At 70.5% G+C, this 16,300-nt stretch carries 13 protein-coding genes; 7 read left to right on the forward strand and 6 right to left on the reverse strand.

All coding sequences use genetic code 11. From position 1 onward, the window contains the following. Nucleotides 1–65: 65 nt before the first annotated feature. Nucleotides 66–434, forward strand: coding sequence for a nuclear transport factor 2 family protein (locus ACFPIH_RS08865; RefSeq protein ID WP_381187503.1), 369 nt, complete (start codon nucleotides 66–68; stop codon nucleotides 432–434). Between the two features lie 21 nt (nucleotides 435–455). On the opposite strand, the gene ACFPIH_RS08870 is transcribed toward ACFPIH_RS08865, so the two are convergent. From ACFPIH_RS08870 to pgm, 3 genes are all read right to left on the reverse strand, one after another. After that, nucleotides 456–1,412 (reverse strand): MASE1 domain-containing protein, encoded by a 957-nt coding sequence (locus ACFPIH_RS08870; protein WP_381187506.1) that lies wholly within the window; start codon nucleotides 1,410–1,412, stop codon nucleotides 456–458. Nucleotides 1,413–1,465: 53 nt separating this feature from the next. Next, nucleotides 1,466–2,362: a PP2C family protein-serine/threonine phosphatase gene (locus tag ACFPIH_RS08875; protein ID WP_381187509.1), complete on the reverse strand. Its 897-nt coding sequence runs from the start codon at nucleotides 2,360–2,362 to the stop codon at nucleotides 1,466–1,468. A 141-nt stretch (nucleotides 2,363–2,503) separates the two neighbouring features. Next, nucleotides 2,504–4,144 (reverse strand): phosphoglucomutase (alpha-D-glucose-1,6-bisphosphate-dependent), encoded by a 1,641-nt coding sequence (pgm, locus tag ACFPIH_RS08880; protein WP_381187512.1) that lies wholly within the window; start codon nucleotides 4,142–4,144, stop codon nucleotides 2,504–2,506. Nucleotides 4,145–4,301: 157 nt separating this feature from the next. On the opposite strand from pgm, the gene ACFPIH_RS08885 reads away from it, so the two are divergent. Further along, nucleotides 4,302–4,964, forward strand: a complete 663-nt coding sequence (locus ACFPIH_RS08885; protein ID WP_381187515.1) for a lysophospholipid acyltransferase family protein — start codon at nucleotides 4,302–4,304, stop codon at nucleotides 4,962–4,964. Between the two features lie 48 nt (nucleotides 4,965–5,012). On the opposite strand, the gene ACFPIH_RS08890 is transcribed toward ACFPIH_RS08885, so the two are convergent. After that, nucleotides 5,013–6,056 (reverse strand): LacI family DNA-binding transcriptional regulator, encoded by a 1,044-nt coding sequence (locus ACFPIH_RS08890; protein WP_381187518.1) that lies wholly within the window; start codon nucleotides 6,054–6,056, stop codon nucleotides 5,013–5,015. Nucleotides 6,057–6,292: 236 nt separating this feature from the next. Between ACFPIH_RS08890 and ACFPIH_RS08895 the strand changes: the two genes are divergently transcribed. From ACFPIH_RS08895 to ACFPIH_RS08915, 5 genes are all read left to right on the forward strand, one after another. Next, nucleotides 6,293–7,219 carry a carbohydrate ABC transporter permease gene (locus ACFPIH_RS08895; protein WP_381187521.1) on the forward strand — a complete coding sequence of 309 codons (927 nt, stop codon included), beginning with the start codon at nucleotides 6,293–6,295 and terminating at the stop codon, nucleotides 7,217–7,219. A 4-nt stretch (nucleotides 7,220–7,223) separates the two neighbouring features. After that, nucleotides 7,224–8,147 carry a carbohydrate ABC transporter permease gene (locus ACFPIH_RS08900; protein ID WP_381187524.1) on the forward strand — a complete coding sequence of 308 codons (924 nt, stop codon included), beginning with the start codon at nucleotides 7,224–7,226 and terminating at the stop codon, nucleotides 8,145–8,147. 104 nt (nucleotides 8,148–8,251) lie between these two features. Beyond that, entirely contained in the window at nucleotides 8,252–9,589 is a 1,338-nt protein-coding gene (locus ACFPIH_RS08905; RefSeq protein WP_381187527.1) for an ABC transporter substrate-binding protein, read from the forward strand. A gap of 94 nt (nucleotides 9,590–9,683) precedes the next feature. Further along, complete coding sequence (locus ACFPIH_RS08910; RefSeq protein ID WP_381187530.1) at nucleotides 9,684–11,729, forward strand: beta-galactosidase; 2,046 nt, start codon at nucleotides 9,684–9,686, stop codon at nucleotides 11,727–11,729. 107 nt (nucleotides 11,730–11,836) lie between these two features. Next, nucleotides 11,837–13,864 carry an RICIN domain-containing protein gene (locus ACFPIH_RS08915; RefSeq protein WP_381187533.1) on the forward strand — a complete coding sequence of 676 codons (2,028 nt, stop codon included), beginning with the start codon at nucleotides 11,837–11,839 and terminating at the stop codon, nucleotides 13,862–13,864. Between the two features lie 78 nt (nucleotides 13,865–13,942). On the opposite strand, the gene ACFPIH_RS08920 is transcribed toward ACFPIH_RS08915, so the two are convergent. After that, a complete protein-coding gene (locus ACFPIH_RS08920; RefSeq protein WP_381187536.1) occupies nucleotides 13,943–14,839 on the reverse strand; it encodes an STM4011 family radical SAM protein in 897 nt (298 codons plus the stop codon). Nucleotides 14,840–14,849: 10 nt separating this feature from the next. Beyond that, on the reverse strand, nucleotides 14,850–16,172 hold the full coding sequence (locus ACFPIH_RS08925) for an STM4012 family radical SAM protein (protein ID WP_381187539.1): 1,323 nt from the start codon (nucleotides 16,170–16,172) through the stop codon (nucleotides 14,850–14,852). Nucleotides 16,173–16,300 lie beyond the last annotated feature (128 nt).

Genomic DNA, 16,300 nt, shown 5'->3' on the forward strand with positions numbered 1-16,300 from the left:
CCGCCCGCCCCGGCACAGTGATCACGCAAGCCTCTCGCCCCTCTCCACCGATCCGAGGAGACCCCATGTCGACGTACGCCACCGCAGCCGAGCGCTACTTCGCCGCCTGGAACGCCGACGGCGCCGAGGCGATCGCCAAGGCCGTGTCCGACGCCTTCACGGAGGGCGCGACCTACACCGACCCGCTGGCCGACGTGGCCGGCCACGAGGGGATCGCCGCCGTCATCGCCGGCGCGCACGCCCGGTTTCCGGGCTTCGAGTTCCGGCTGAAGGGCGAGGTGGACGGCAACCACCACATCGCCCGCTTCTCCTGGGACCTGGTGTCGACGGCCGACGGCTCGTCCCCGGCCGGCGGTTCGGACGTCGTCGCCCTCGCCGAGGACGGCCGGATCAGCTCCGTCAGCGGCTTCCTGGACCGGGTGCCGGGGGCCTGACCTCGCCCGGACATACCCGGGTCAGCCCTCGCGGTCCTTCACCGCCCGCCCGTGCGATACGTCACCGGCCGTCAGGTGTTCCAGGACCTCGACGAGTTCCTGGCAGGCCCGTTCCACCGAGCGGCGGGTGTTGCGCTGCTCGGTGATCACGGCCGACAGCAGCAGGGCGGTCAGGGCCAGTGTGCCGTTGAAGGCCTGCAGTTTGATCATCACCTCGACCCGGGTGAGACCGGCGAAGGGACCGACCCCGTCCGTCGCCGCGAGCGTCGCCACGACCGAGGTGAACAGCGCGCACAGCATGCTCCCGGCCAGCTGGAAGCGCAGGGCCGCCCAGATCAGCAGCGGGTAGACGAGGAAGAGCAGGCTCATCGGACTGCGCGCGGCGAGCGGGACGGCCGCGGCGGTGATGGCGGCCAGGCCCAGCGCCTCCCGCCAGCGGGGCGGCGGGAACGGCAGATGCGGAGGGAGGGGCACGGCCCGCAGCAGGAGCAGGACGGGGGTGACGATGAGGACGCCCATCGCGTCCCCCACCCACCAGGCCAGCCAGACCGGCCAGAAACCCCCCGAGCCGAGCTCGCCCTCGACGACGAGCAGCCCCACACCGACGGTCGCGCTGAGCAGCATCGCGGTGAGCGCCGCCAGGAAGACGAGCGCGAGGCCGTCGCGCAGCCGGGCGAGGTCGGTGCGGAAACCGACCCTGCGCAGCATGAGGTAGGCGAGCACGGGCGCGGCCGTGCTGCCGACGACGTTCACCGCGGCCAGGGGGGAGGGCGTGGTGATCGACATGATGACGAGGACGACGCCGAGGGCGATCCCCGCCCAGGCCCGGATGCCGAGGATCAGCAGCGCGGCCACCGCCACGCCGGTGGGCGGCCAGACGGGCGACACCGTTCCCGTGACGACGAGCTGCCGCAGGAGCCCCAGCCGGCCGGCCGCGAGATAGCCGGCTGCGACCGCGAGCGTCTGGAGGGCTAACATCGCCCACCGGCGCGGACGCGGATCCGGATCCGGGGTACGCAGCACAGTTGCCATCAGACACCGTCGCGGCGCGGTCGGCCAGGTGGGAGCCGTACGGCCGAGGGCTGGGGCGGCATCCGCGGCACCCTTGCCCGCGGCCCGTCGTGGCCGACGACCAGGACCGCCGCGTCATCCTCGTGGCCGACGCGTGCGGCGACCTTGAGGACGGCGGCGGCCAGCGAGCCCGCCTCCAGGCCCGCGACGGCGGCGATGCCCGCGAGCCGCACGACCTGGTCGAGCCCTTCGTCGACGCTCAGCGTCGGACCCTCGACGACGCCGTCCGTGAGCAGGACGAAGACACCGCCCTCGGTGAGCCGGTACCGGGTGACCGGGTAGGTCATGCCGGCGAGGACGCCGAGGGGCGGTCCGCCCTCGTCCTCGGCGACGCCCGACTTTCCGTCCGCTGTCGCCCAGACACAGGGAACGTGTCCGGCGCGGGCGCTCTCCAGGATCCCGGTGGCGGGGTCGAGCCGCATGAAGGTGCAGGTGGCGAAGAGGTCGCTGCCGAGGGAGAGGAGCAGTTCGTTGGTGCGGGCGAGGAGTTCGCCGGGCTCGCCGGTGACGGAGGCGAGGGCGCGCAGACCGACCCTGACCTGGCCCATGAACGCGGTCGCCTCGATGTTGTGGCCCTGTACGTCGCCTATGGACAGGCCTATGCGCCCGTCGGGCATGGTGAACGCGTCGTACCAGTCACCGCCCACGTTCAGGCCGTGGCACGCGGGGACGTACTGGACGGCCAGCCGGAAGCCGGGGGCGTCCGGGAGGTCCCGGGGCAGCATGCCGCGCTGGAGGGCGAGGGCCAGTTCGACCCGGGAGCGCTGCAGTTCCGCGCGCTCGCGCGCCTGGGCGGTCAGCGAGCCGAGCCTGGCCAGCAGCTCGTCGCCTTCGTCCAGGGTGGGCCTGCGGGACATCGATCACTCCGGCGGGGACGGCAGCCCATTTGGGGCAAACCTTAGATTTGACTCTCATGGGATCATAGCCAGACAAAGGCGGGTCCGGCTGTCGCGTAGAACACACGCACCACCGGACCCGTCCGTCGCCGCCGCGCGGCCTCAGCCGCCCAGCGCCGCCATCACCACGCCCTTGGCCTCCTCCTGGACCCGGCCCAGGTGGTCGGGGCCGAGGAACGACTCGGCGTAGATCTTGTAGACGTCCTCGGTGCCGGAGGGACGGGCCGCGAACCAGGCGTTGGCGGTGGTCACCTTGATGCCGCCGAGGGCCGCGCCGTTGCCGGGGGCCTCGGTGAGCACACCGGTGACGGCCTCCCCGGCCAGGGTGTCGGCGGTGACCTGCGCGGGCGAGAGCTTGGCGAGCAGAGCCTTCTCCTCGCGGCTCGCGGGTGCGTCGATACGGGCGTAGGCCGGCGCGCCGAAACGATCCGTCAGGGCGGTGTAGTGCTGCGACGGCGTCTTCCCGGTGACCGCGGTGATCTCGGAGGCGAGCAGCGCCAGGATGATGCCGTCCTTGTCGGTGGTCCACACGGAGCCGTCCCGGCGCAGGAAGGACGCGCCGGCCGACTCCTCGCCGCCGAAGCCGAGCGAGCCGTCGACCAGTCCGTCCACGAACCACTTGAAACCGACGGGCACCTCGACGAGCCGGCGCCCGAGGTCGGCGGCGACCCGGTCGATCATCGAGGAGGACACCAGCGTCTTGCCGACGCCCGCGCCGGCGGGCCACCGCTCACGGTGGGCGTAGAGGTAGGCGATGGCGGCTGCCAGATAGTGGTTGGGGTTCATCAGGCCCGCGTCGGGCGTGACGATGCCGTGCCGGTCGGCGTCGGCGTCGTTGCCGGTGGCGAGGTCGAACCGGTCCCGCTGCTCGATCAGCGAGGCCATCGCGTACGGCGACGAGCAGTCCATGCGGATCTTGCCGTCCCAGTCGAGCGTCATGAACCGCCAGGTGGGGTCGGTGAGCGGGTTCACCACGGTCAGGTCGAGGCGGTGCTGCTCGGCGATCCGCCCCCAGTAGTCGACCGAGGCCCCGCCCAGCGGGTCGGCGCCGATGCGCACACCGGCGGCGCGGACCGCGTCCAGGTCAAGGACGCTCGGGAGGTCGGCGACATACGTGCCGAGGAAGTCGTACCGGTCCGTGGTGGGCGCGGCCAGCGCCTGCGTGTACGGCACCCGCCGCACGTCCTTCATCCCGGCCGCGATGATGTCGTTGGCACGGTCCTGGATCCAGGAGGTGGCGTCCGACCCGGCGGGTCCCCCGCTGGGCGGGTTGTACTTGAAGCCGCCGTCGGCGGGCGGGTTGTGGGACGGGGTGACGACCACGCCGTCCGCGTAGCCGTCGACGCGCCCCCGGTTGTGGGTGAGGATCGCGTGCGAGACGGCAGGGGTCGGCGTGTAGCCGTCGGCGCTGTCGATCAGCACGGTCACGCCGTTGGCCGCGAACACCTCCAGGGCGGTGACCCGGGCGGGCTCGGACAGGGCGTGGGTGTCGGCGCCGAGAAAGAGCGGGCCGTCGGTGCCCCGCGCGGCACGGTACTCACAGATGACCTGGCTGGTGGCGGCGATGTGGTCCTCGTTGAACGCGGTGTTCAACGAGGAGCCGCGGTGGCCCGACGTACCGAACGCGACGCGCTGCGCCGGGTCGGCCGGGTCGGGGTGCAGCGCGTAGTACGCGGTGACCAGCCGGGCGACGTCGACGAGGTCCTCGGGGTCGGCCGGCCGGCCCGCTCGCTCGTGCTGCATGTGCCCGCTCCTCCATGTCGGTTGACCATTGGCTCGAGCTTCCATCTTCCCCCGTCGCGGTGATCTTCCGCGAGGTCTGAGTACCCGTACTCAGGCGCCGGGGCCCGCGAACCGCGAGACTCGGGGCACGATCATCGCTCCCGGAGAGGAACCGCGTGTGTTCAGCCGTACCGCCTTCGCCCTGGCCCCGTTCCTCGGGCGGCTCACCGTCACCAGTGAGATCAGGATGCGCCTGCCCGCCGGGAGCATCTTCGTCGCCAACCACGACTCCCTCGCCGACCCGGCGGTCGTCATGACCGCGCTGCGCCGACTCGACCTGCACCCGGTGGTGCTGGCGACGGCGGGGCTGTGGCGGATCCCGCTGCTCGGCCGCGCCCTCACCCGCGACGGCCACATCCCGGTCCACCGCGGCACGGCCCGGGCGGCACTGGCCCTCGACGCCGCCGCGGAGGCACTGGCCGGCGGCCGGCACGTACTCCTCTACGGCGAGGGCGGCCTCCCGAACCGCCGGGACGCGGCCCCCACCCCGCCCGAGCCCTTCCGCACCGGCCTGGCCCGCCTGGCCCAGACCTCCGGCGCCCTGGTGGTCCCGATCGGCCACGCGGGCGCCCGGCGAATAGCGTCGGGCTCGGTGGGCAAGCAGCTGGCGGGCACCCTGACGGCCCCGGTCCGCCGCCCACGCTGCCATGTCCACCTCGGCGCCCCGCTCCGCCTCCCCACCGAGACCGACCGAGGCACTACGGCGGCCCACCAAGCGGTCACAACGGCATGGCAAACAGCAGTCCGAGCTGTGGAACGCCGGTACCTGGAGCGCCCCTGAAAGGGCGCGGGGAACTGCGCGACCAGCCACAACGCACCCGCAGCCGACCTACGACCCGGACGGCGGAGCCGTACTCTCCCGCAACACGAGCCGCGTAGGCACCAGCGTCGTCCCCCGCTCCAGATCGTGCTGCCGCATCTTCCGGAGCAAAGCCTGCACACACAACCGCCCGACCTCGGCGAAGTCCTGGTGGACAGTGGTGAGCGGCGGCAGGAAGGAACTCGCCTCGGGGATGTCGTCGAATCCGATGACGCTCACATCGGCCGGCACCCGCCGCCCCCGCTCATGCAGCGCCCGCAGCAACCCCAGCGCCATCTGATCGTTCGCGGCGAAAACAGCCGTACAGTCCGAGCGACCCGCCAGCTCGAGCCCCGCGTGATACCCGGACTCCGCCGACCAGTCCCCCCGGATGAGCGGCGGCGCCGTACGCCCCGCCTCGGCGAGCGCGGCGCGCCACGCGTCGGTACGCCGCTGCGCCGCGAACGAGTCCGCGGGCCCGCCCAGATGCCACACGGTGTCGTGCCCGAGGTCGAGCAGATGCCGCACAGCGATACGGCTCCCACCCGCCTGGTCGGTGTCGACGACCGTGTAGTGCTCCCCGGCGTCGGAATCGACGACCAGCACCTGCACATACGGCGGCAGCATGATCGTCGCGGCGTCCAGGAGGTGCACCTCCATGATGACGATCACCGCGTCGACAGCCAGTTCCTCGAGCCGGGTGAAGGCGCCCCGCACCTCGTCCTGTGTGGGGACGGCGACCGGCAGCAGCGTCACCGCGTACCCCTCGGCGGCGGCGGAGTTGGCGATGGCCTCCAGGGTCCGGACGTTCCCCGTGGAGGACAGCGAGAAGGTGATCACCCCGATCGTCCGGAACTCACCGCGTTTCAGTGCGCGCGCGGCGCTGTTGGGCCGGTAGCCCAGTTCCTTCATCGCGGCGAGCACCTGCCGCCGGGTCTCCTCGTTCACGCCGGCGTAACCGTTGGAGACCCGGGAGACCGTCTGCGAGGAGACCCCCGCAAGCCGTGCCACGTCGGCCATGGAGGCGGTGACCCGAGCACGTCTCGGCGTCGTCGCCGGGTTTCTTTCAGCCATGTCCACAGTGTCCCCACCTCTCTGTCCGCGTAGGTGTCACGATCTCTCCCAAAGGACCCTTGACCGTCGTCATCAGGGCAGTGTAGACATGCCGCCATCAGATGTTTACGTAAACATAACAGTCCGCCAAGCCTCTTGCGTGGCTGATGTTTGCGTAAACATCATGGTGGCGGTGAAGCGACCGGAAATCTCCCCGCAACACCCCCGGTTCCAGGACTGCACGAGCGAGGAACATCATGACGACGCTGCAACCGTCGGCAGCCGCCGAGCCGCGGCCGGCCCCACCCCCGGCGAAACGCGACCGCCGCTCCTGGACGGGATGGGGTTTCATCGGTCCCTTCGTGGCCGTGTTCGCCCTGGTCTTCCTGGCCCCGATCGCGTACTCGATCTATCTGAGCCTCTTCCGGGACCAGCTCATCGGCGGCAACCACTTCGTCGGCCTGGACAACTACACGAACGCCCTCAAGGACGACGCCTTCTGGTCGGCCGTCGGTCGGGTGGCCCTGTTCCTGGTGGTCCAGGTACCGATCATGCTGGGTATAGCCCTGCTGGTGGCGCTGGCTCTGGACAGCGGCCGGCTCTACGGCAAGAGCTTCTTCCGGATCACGATCTTCCTGCCGTACGCCGTGCCCGCCGTGGTCGCCACCCTGATGTGGGGCTTCATGTACGGCACCAAGTACGGTCTGGTCGGCGACGTCAACGACACCTTCGGTGTCACGCTGCCCGACCTGCTCTCCCCCGACTGGGTGCTCGCCTCCATCGGCAACATCGTGACCTGGGAGTTCGTCGGGTACAACATGCTGATCTTCTACTCGGCCCTGCGGGTCATCCCGACCTCGCTGTACGAGGCGGCGGAGATCGACGGCGCCGGTCAGTGGCGGATCATCAGCTCGATCAAACTGCCCGCGATCCGGGGCGCCGTCGTCATCGCGACGATCTTCTCGATCATCGGCAGCTTCCAGCTCTTCAACGAGCCGAGCATCCTGCGTCCGCTGGCCCCCAACGCGCTCACCACGGACTACACCCCGAACCTCTACACGTACTCGCTGTCCTTCAACGGCCAGCAGCAGAACTACTCCGCGACGGTGGCCATCATCATGGGCGTCATCACAATGATCGTCGCCTACGCCGTCCAGCTGCGCGGCATGCGCAAGGGAGCGTGACCCGATGACCACCTCTGTCACCGCCTCCCCCGCGAAGAACACCGCCCCCAAGCTGCGGACCCCCCGCAAGAAGCACACCCCGGGCAAGCCGAAGCGCAATGTGCTGCTGACCGTGCTGATGGCCCTGGTGGTCCTCTACACCGTGGTGCCGCTGATCTGGCTGGTCATCAACTCCACGAAGACCCAGACGGGCCTGGCCGAGTCCAACGGGCTGTGGTTCGCCCACGACTTCGCCCTGTGGGACAACGTCCGGGACACCTTCACCTACCACGACGCCATCTTCGGCCGCTGGCTGCTCAACACCCTGCTGTACGTGGTGCTCGGTGCGGGCGGCGCGACACTGCTCGCGGTGCTGGGCGGGTACGCGCTGGCGAAGTTCGACTTCGCCGGCAAGCGGGTGGTCTTCGCCGTGGTGATCGGCGCGGTGGCCGTACCGGCCACGGCGCTGGCGGTGCCGACCTTCCTGATGTTCAGCAAGATGGGGCTGACCGACACCCCCTGGGCGGTCATCATCCCGTCGCTGGTCTCGCCGTTCGGTCTCTATCTGATGTGGGTGTTCGCCGCCGAGGCGATCCCGACAGAGCTGCTGGAGGCGGCCCGGATGGACGGGGCGAGCGAGGTGCGGACCTTCTTCCAGGTCGCCCTCCCGCTGCTGGCCCCCGGGATCGTGACCGTCCTGCTGTTCACCACGGTCGCCACCTGGAACAACTACTTCCTCCCGCTGATCATGCTGAAGGACCCGAACTGGTACCCGCTGACGCTGGGGCTGGGCGCCTGGAGCTCCCAGGCACAGACCATCGGCGGTGACGTGATCTTCAACCTGGTGATCACGGGGTCCCTGCTCACGATCCTTCCCCTGATCGCCGCCTTCCTGTTCCTCCAGAAGTACTGGCAGTCCGGCCTCGCCGCCGGAAGCGTCAAGGAGTGACCCCCCGGCCCCCGGGCCGCCCCGAACCCCACGTTCCACCAGCACCACCCCTGCCCCACCCCCACCCTCACCAGTCCCACCCACGAAGAAGTGGAAGCACCTTCATGCGCAGAACGACCAGCCGCCTGCTGCGCGGCCTCGCCCTCCTCTCCACCCTGGCGCTCGGCGCCACCGCCTGCGGCAGCTCGGACGACAGTTCCGACACGAAGGCGGTCTCGGCCGGCGACATCCAGGCGGCCCTGAAGAAGGGCGGCACGGTCACGGTCTGGGCCTGGGAGCCCACGCTGAAGACGGTCGCCGCCGACTTCCAGAAGAAGTACCCCAAGGTCAAGATCAACCTGGTCAGCGAGCGCTCCGGCGACAAGCACTACACCGCGCTGACCAATGCCATCTCCGCCGGCAAGGGCGTGCCGGACGTGGCTCAGGTCGAGTACTTCGCCCTCGGCCAGTACTCCCTCACCAAGGGCCTCAGCGACCTGGCCCCGTACGGCGCGGACAAGCTCGCCGCCAAGTACAACCCGGGTCCGTGGAACGCCGTGAGTGACGGTGACAAGGTCTACGGCCTGCCGATGGACTCCGGTCCGATGGCGCTGTTCTACAACAAGAAGGTCTTCGACAAGTACAAGATCGCCGTCCCGACCACCTGGGACGAGTACCTGGAGGCGGCCCGCAAGCTGCACAGGGCCGACCCGAAGACGTACATAGCCAACGACACCGGTGACGCGGGCTTCACCACCTCCATGTTGTGGCAGGCCGGTTCGCGCCCGTACAAGGTCGACGGCACCAAGGTCGGCATCAACTTCGACGACGCCGGCGCCAAGAAGTTCGAGACCGTCTGGCAGAAGCTGATCGACGAGAAGCTGCTCGCCCCGGTCACCGGCTGGACCGACGACTGGTACAAGGGCCTGGGCGACGGCACCATCGCCACCCTGGCCACCGGCGCCTGGATGCCCGCCAACTTCGAGACCGGCGTCCCGAACGCCAAGGGCCAGTGGCGTGCCGCCGCGATGCCGGCCTGGACCAAGGGTGACAAGGCCAGCGCGGAGAACGGCGGTTCCTCCCTGGCGCTGCCCGCGCTCGGCAAGAACAAGGAACTCGCCTACGCCTTCGTCGAGTACGCCAACGCCGGTGACGGTGTGGCCACCCGCGTCAAGGAGGGCGCCTTCCCGGCGACCGTCGCGGAGGTGCAGTCCACCGAGTTCAAGAACAAGGAGTTCCCGTACTTCGGCGGCCAGAAGGCCAACGAGATCTTCGCCGAGTCGGCCGCGAACGTCGCCGACGACTGGTCGTACCTGCCCTTCCAGCCGTACGCCAACTCGATCTTCAACGACACGGTCGGCAAGGCCTACGTCTCCGGCACCACGCTGGCGGAGGGTCTGAAGGCCTGGCAGGACGCCTCGGTGAAGTACGGCGAGGAGCAGGGCTTCACCATCGAGAAGTAGCCGTCGGAGTAGCAGTCGGCAGGCAGTAGGAAACGCCGGGCGGCGCGGCACCCGGGCCGCGCCGCCCCCGTGCACCACTTTCGGAAGGACCGCCATGATCTCCACCCTCCAGTCCCGCATGCTGCGCGGGGCGGACGGTGATCCCGCCCCGCGTCTGGCCTACGGTGCCGACTACAACCCCGAGCAGTGGCCCCGGGACGTGTGGGAGGAGGACGTCCGGCTGATGCAGGAGGCCGGCGTCACCGTCGTCTCCGTGGGGATCTTCTCCTGGGCCCGGATCCAGCCGGGCCCGGACACCTGGGACTTCGGCTGGCTCGACGAGGTCATGGACCTGCTGCACGCGGGCGGGATCGGGGTCGACCTGGCCACCGCCACCGCCTCCCCGCCGCCGTGGCTGACCACCGCCCACCCGGAGATCCTGCCGGTGACGGCGAACGGCGAGACGCTGTGGCCGGGGGCCCGCCAGCACTGGCGGCCCACCTCGCCCGTCTTCCGCGAGCACGCCCTGCGGCTGGTCCGGGAGATCGCCGGCCGCTACCGGGAGCACCCGGCGCTCGTCGCCTGGCACGTGTCCAACGAGCTGGGCTGCCACAACGTCTACGACTTCTCCGACGACGCGGCCCACGCATTCCGGGTCTGGCTGCGCGCCCGCTACGGCACGCTGGAGGCCCTCAACCACGCCTGGGGTACGGCGTTCTGGTCGCAGCGCTACAGCGACTGGGAGCAGATCCTGCCACCCCGGCTGGCCGCCTCGCACCCCAACCCGACCCAGCAGCTGGACTTCAAGCGGTTCTCCTCGGACGCGCTGAAGGACCACCTCATAGCCGAGCGGGACCTCCTGAAGGAGATCACTCCCGACATCCCGGTCACCACCAACTTCATGGTGATGGGCGGCACCAAGGGCATGAACTACCCGGACTGGGCGGGCGAGATCGACTTCGTCTCCAACGACCACTACGTCCACCCGGGCCCGCAGGACCGCGACGAGCTGTCCTTCTCCGCCAACCTGACCAGCGGCATCGCGGGCGGCCGGCCGTGGTTCCTGATGGAGCACTCCACCAGCGCCGTCAACTGGCAGCCCGTCAACGTGGCGAAGCGGCCCGGCGACCTGGCCCGTGACGCGCTGCTGCACGTGGCGCACGGCGCGGACGCCGTCTGCTACTTCCAGTGGCGGCAGTCGGCGGCCGGCGCCGAGAAGTACCACTCGGCGATGGTCCCGCACGCCGGCCGGGACAGCGACGTCTTCCGCGCGGTGGCCGAACTCGGCGCCACCCTCAAGGCCCTGGCCCCGGTGGCCGGTTCGGAGCGGGAGACGGCGGCCGTCGGCGTCCTCTACGACTGGGAGTCGTGGTGGGCGAGCGAGCAGGACTCGCACCCCACCGCCCTGCTCGGCTACCGGCAGGAGGCGCTCGACTGGTACTCGGCGCTGCTCGCCCTCGGCATCCGCGCCGACCTGATCACCACCCGCGCCGACCTCTCCCGCCACCAGGTGCTGATCGCGCCGGTGCTGCACGTGGTGCCCGCCGAGCTCGCCAAGGAGCTGACGCGGTACGCCGAACAGGGCGGCCACCTCATCACCACCTACTTCTCGGGTGTCGTCGACGAGAACGACCACGTCTGGCTGGGCGGCTACCCGGGTGCCCTGCGCGAGCTGCTCGGGATCCGCATCGAGGAGTTCGGCCCGCTGCTCGCCGGGGAGAGCGTGGAGCTGGACGACGCCTCCACGGGCACCCTGTGGACCGACCGCATCACGGTCACCGACCCGGACACCTCCGTGCTGGCCCACTACGGCTCCGGTGTGTACACCGGCCGTCCGGCGGTCACCCGCCGTACGACGGGCGCCGGTTCGGCGTCGTACGTCTCCACCCGCCTCGGGGTCGACGGGCTGCGCTCGCTGCTGCCCAGGCTGCTGGAACCGGCCGGGGTGAGCAGTGAACTTCCGGCCGGACTCCGGGGGAAGGTCGAGCTGACCGTGCGCCGGGGCGCGGAGGAACGGTTCCTCTTCGTGGTCAACCGCACCGACGAGACCGTGCCGGTGACCGGACTGGAGGGCGAGGTCCTGGCCGGCCCGGGCCGCACGGACGGCGCCCTGGTCCTCGGGCCCCGCGCGGTCGCCGTACTGCGCCAGGCAGCCCTGTAGCACACACGACTCCCCGGCACGGCCTGACCCGCGCCGGGGGCCATTCCCTCCCGCCCGTGCGGCCGGAGGGGCCCACCACAGCGACCGCACCGCAGTTGGGAGCATTGATGGCACGCCGTACCCGTAACAGACGGACCCTGGGGGCCGCCGCGCTGACCGCCCTGGCCACCGGGGCCGCCCTGTTGAGCGTCCCCGTCCAGGCGCACGCCGAGGCCGCCGTCACCGTGACGCCGGACCCGTCGTACACGCAGGACGAGTTCGAGGGCTGGGGCACCAGTCTGGTCTGGTTCGCCAACGCGACCGGCGACTACCCGCCGGCCGTCCGCGAGAAGCTCGCGAAGCTGCTCTTCGGCGACGACGGGCTCGGGCTGAACATCGCCCGGTACAACATCGGCGGCGGCAACGCCCCGGACGTCAAGGACTATCTGCGGGCCGGCGGCGCGGTCGAGGGCTGGTGGAAGGCGCCGGCAGGCACCACCCGCACCGACACCGACTGGTGGAGCGCGGACGACCCGGCGGACTGGAACGAGGACGCCGACGCCACCCAGCGGTGGTGGGTGGACCACATCAAGAAGGACATCGACCACTGGGAGACGTTCAGCAACTCCCCGCCGTGGTTCATGACCGTCAGCGGGTACGTCTCCGGCGGCTTCGACGCCAACGCCGACCAGCTGAAGACGGACTCGGTGGACGACTTCGCCGCGTATCTCGCGGGCGCGACCAAGCGCCTGGAGAAGTCCGAGCACATCAAGGTCGACACGATCGACCCGTTCAACGAGCCCAACACCGGCTACTGGAGCACCCGGCTCGGCGCGGACGGGCAGCCCACCGGCGGCCGTCAGGAGGGCGCCCACATCGGGCCCGAGCTCCAGCAGAAGGTGCTGGCCGCGCTTCCGTCCGCGCTGAAGAAGGCGAAGGTCAAGGCGGACATCTCGGCGATGGACGAGACCAACCCGTCCATCTTCGCCAACAACTGGAACTCCTACTCGCAGGCGTCCAAGGACGCCGTCGGGCAGATGAACGTCCACACCTACGGCACCGGGCAGCGCACCACCGTGCGCGATCTCGCCAAGGCCGCCGACAAGCCGCTGTGGATGAGCGAGGTCGAGGGCGACTGGGGTGACGGGCAGAGCTTCACCGACATGCGCCCGGGCCTCGGCCTCGCCCAGCAGATCGTCAACGACCTGCGCGAACTGGAGCCCAGCGCCTGGGTGTTCTGGCAGCCGGTCGAGGACTACGACAACATGAAGCCGGGCGGCGAGTCCGCCAAGGGCGGCAACTGGGGTTCCATCCAGCTGCCGTTCAGCTGCACCAGGACGGACACGCTCCAGTCGTGCCCGATCTACACGAACACCAAGTTCGACACCGCGCGCAACTTCACGCACTTCATCAAGCCCGGCGACAAGCTGATCAAGGTGGACGACACCTCCAGCGCGGCAGCCGTGACGAAGAACGGCAAGGGCGCCTCGCTCGTCCACGTCAACTCCACCACCGCGGCCCGAACGGTCACCATCGACCTGTCGAAGTTCGGCACGATCAAGCGCAACGCGAAGGTCACGCCGACCGTGACCAGCGCCGACGGCAAGCTTCAGCAGCAGGCCCCGGTCAGGGTCGTCGACGGCAAGGCCACCTACACCGTCCCGGCCCAGTCCGTGACCTCCTTCGCCGTCAAGGGCGTCTCGGGTGTCGCGAAGGACGCCGGTCTGTTCACCCAGGGCCACTCCTACACGCTGACCGGCGTGCAGAGCGGCAAGGCGGTCACCGTGGCGGCCAACGGCACCAACCTGGTGATCGGTTCGGCGAACGGCACCGTCGCGCAGGAGTGGCAGCTGGACGCCCGGTACGGCGAGACCGGCAACCGTCAGCGGTATGTGCTCGCCAACCCGGCCGAGGGCGAGCGGCTCGCCGTGCGCGACAACGTGCCCGTGGTGGAGCCGGACACCGGCAAGCGGGATCCCGCCACCGAGTGGATCATGTCGAGCACCGGTGACGGCACCTGGACCCTGGTCAACGCGGCCACGGGGCGTCTCCTCGAAGTCGGGGGTCAGGCGACCAACGAGGGTGCGGCCGTCACCACCTGGCAGGCCAACTCCGGTTCCAACCAGCGCTGGAGGATCGCCGACGTGACGTCCTGACCTGCCGTCGTTCGGCTGCGGCTTCGTCGTGGCCGGTCGCGCAGTTCCCCGCGCCCCTTCAGGGTGTTGCCGGACCGCCTATTTGCTTGCTTCCGCCCGCATCGCGATCGTCGTGATGCGGGCGGAGTGCTGTGCGGGGGCCGGGACGCGTTCCAGGACGCCGCCCGCGAAGACGTCGTACAGCGGGAGCGTCTCGAGGTGGACGTAGCCGATGTGGCAGTCGCAGACGGCGAGGGGGCAGGCGCGGGGGCGCAGGGCGGCCCGGTAGGAGCCGTCGTAGAGGTTGCCGAGTTCGGCACGGACGAAGTGGCAGCGGCGGACCGTGCCCTCGCCGTCGACCGAGATCACCGACTCGCCGGTGCGGCAGGGCAGTCCGGCGCTGGTGTGCGGACGGCGGCTGTACGGGAAGAGCGGGTCGAGGGCGGTCCACACGTCGGCTTCCGCATCGGTGTAGGTGTGCCCCTCGGCCGCGTTGACCCACAGATAGACGTGTCCGGGCAGGTCTGCGCGGAGCCGGCGGGCCGCTTCGAGGTGCTCGGTGAGGCCGACGATCCCGACGCTGAAGCGGATCCCGCGCTCGGCCAGGTCACGGCACTTGGTGAGGAAGCGGTCGTAGGGCGTCTGGCCGGGGTGGTAGGTGCACCACAGGGCCAGGGTGCCGGGGTCGGCGTCGGCCAGCCAGTCGGTGCGGCAACTGAGGTTGGTCTGGATGGCCACCCGGCGGATGTGCGGGAGGTGGGACAGCTCGGTCAGCGTGCGCCGGTACCAGGAGCGGACCAGGCCCTCGCCCCAGGGGGTGAAGAGGACGGAGAGCCGGTCGTCGGTCTGCTGGGTGGCCCACTCCCCGAAGCGCTCCAACGCGGCGCGGTCGGCGCGGAGTTGAGCGGTGGAGTCGCGGCGCTTGGCGAACGGGCAGTAGGGGCAGTCGTAGTCGCAGGAGGCGAGCGGGCCCCGGTACAGGAGGGTCAGGTCCATGGCGGGCCGGTCACTTCCGCTCGTAGGCGGCCATCGCGGTGCGCACGGCCGGGGAGAACAGCTCGGGGCCGATGGCGTCGGAATGGGCGAGGCCCTCGGGGGTGAGCCTGACGGTCGTGGAGTCGTCGGTCAGCCACCCGCTGTCGGCGAAGCGGGCGAGTTCCGGGCCGAAGTCGTCGGCGGGTGTGCCGCCGAAGCGGGCGCGGTAGTCGGCCACCTGGAGGCCCTCGGCCTGGAGGAGCGACTGCAGGAGGTGCCGGCGGCGGGCCTCCGGCGGATCCATGCGGTAGCCGACCTCGGCGTGGGCGAAGTCGTCCGTGGTGACGTAGTCGTCGATGATGCCGCGGATCTCGTGCATGCCGACGGCGTAGTCGAAGGAGTAGTGCAGTCCGGCCGTGTAGGAGCGGGCACCGCAGCCGAGGCCGATCATGCCGTCGGTCTGGCAGGCGTAGTCGTCGGCGCCCTGAGGGGGTGCGTCGGTGCGGCGGAACATGCGCATGGACTGCTGGGTGTAGCCGTGTGCGAGGAGATGGTCGCGGCCGGCGCGGTACAGCCGCAGCCGCTGCTCGTCCCAGTCCGGGTCGGGGCCCGCGCCGCGCCTGTCCAGGCCGGTGAGGGGGCGGACGTAGAGGGGGTAGAGGTAGAGCTCCTCGGGGCGCCAGGCGAGGGCCGCGTCCAGGGAGTGCAGCCAGGTGTCCTCGGTCTGGCCGTCGATGCCGTAGATCAGGTCGATGTTGAGGACGGGGATGTCCGTGTCCCGGATGCGGCCGAGGGCGGCCTCGACGTCGGCCCGGCGCTGTGGGCGTACGGCGGCCCGGGCCTCGGTGTCGACGAAGCTCTGGATGCCCAGACTGAGCCGGGTGGTGCCGCGCTCGGCGAGGACGGCGAGCCGGTCGGCGGTGGCGGTGGCGGGCGAGGCCTCGACCGAGAGCGGGACCGCGCGCAGGTCGGCGCCCATGCGGTGCTCGGCGATGTCGCACAGCCGCTCCAGTTCGGCGGCGGTGAGGAAGGTCGGGGTGCCGCCGCCGAAGGCGGCCGTGGCGAACCGGATCCCGTCCCCCAGCGCGTCTCGTACGGCGGTGGCCTGGCGTTGCAGCGCGTCCAGGTAGGCGCCGGTCAGGCCGTCGGGGGCGCCGATGCGGGTGAAGAGGTTGCAGAAGCCGCAGCGGACCTCGCAGAACGGTATGTGGAGGTAGAGCGAGAGCGCGTCCTTGGGCTCGGCCGCCCAGAGGCTCTTCAGGGACGGGTGGTCCTCCAGCCTCCGGTAGGCGGTCTTGTGCGGGTAGGCGTAGACGTAGTGCTGGTAGGGGCTGGTGAGCTGGGCGGTGGTCATACGGCCCTACCTTCTTGAGTGCGTCCCGAGAGTTCGCGACTCTGGGACTGCGCGGGTGGGGCAGGGATGGCTTTCATGCTGGCTGCCCTCGATGGCTCAGGCCGCTGGTCCCCCTGCCCCGCCACTTC

This window comes from Streptomyces vulcanius (genome assembly GCF_042653945.1).
Classification (GTDB): Bacteria; Actinomycetota; Actinomycetes; order Streptomycetales; family Streptomycetaceae; genus Streptomyces; species Streptomyces mangrovi.

Bases quoted from the DNA above. Each gene is read 5' to 3' on its own strand.
- ACFPIH_RS08865 (WP_381187503.1), top strand. From the start codon at position 66: ATGTCGACGTACGCCACCGCAGCCGAGCGCTACTTCGCCGCCTGGAAC.
- ACFPIH_RS08870 (WP_381187506.1), bottom strand. From the start codon at position 1,412: ATGTTAGCCCTCCAGACGCTCGCGGTCGCAGCCGGCTATCTCGCGGCC.
- ACFPIH_RS08875 (WP_381187509.1), bottom strand. From the start codon at position 2,362: ATGTCCCGCAGGCCCACCCTGGACGAAGGCGACGAGCTGCTGGCCAGG.
- pgm (WP_381187512.1), bottom strand. From the start codon at position 4,144: ATGCAGCACGAGCGAGCGGGCCGGCCGGCCGACCCCGAGGACCTCGTC.
- ACFPIH_RS08890 (WP_381187518.1), bottom strand. From the start codon at position 6,056: ATGGCTGAAAGAAACCCGGCGACGACGCCGAGACGTGCTCGGGTCACC.
- ACFPIH_RS08895 (WP_381187521.1), top strand. From the start codon at position 6,293: ATGACGACGCTGCAACCGTCGGCAGCCGCCGAGCCGCGGCCGGCCCCA.
- ACFPIH_RS08900 (WP_381187524.1), top strand. From the start codon at position 7,224: ATGACCACCTCTGTCACCGCCTCCCCCGCGAAGAACACCGCCCCCAAG.
- ACFPIH_RS08905 (WP_381187527.1), top strand. From the start codon at position 8,252: ATGCGCAGAACGACCAGCCGCCTGCTGCGCGGCCTCGCCCTCCTCTCC.
- ACFPIH_RS08910 (WP_381187530.1), top strand. From the start codon at position 9,684: ATGATCTCCACCCTCCAGTCCCGCATGCTGCGCGGGGCGGACGGTGAT.
- ACFPIH_RS08915 (WP_381187533.1), top strand. From the start codon at position 11,837: ATGGCACGCCGTACCCGTAACAGACGGACCCTGGGGGCCGCCGCGCTG.
- ACFPIH_RS08920 (WP_381187536.1), bottom strand. From the start codon at position 14,839: ATGGACCTGACCCTCCTGTACCGGGGCCCGCTCGCCTCCTGCGACTAC.
- ACFPIH_RS08925 (WP_381187539.1), bottom strand. From the start codon at position 16,172: ATGACCACCGCCCAGCTCACCAGCCCCTACCAGCACTACGTCTACGCC.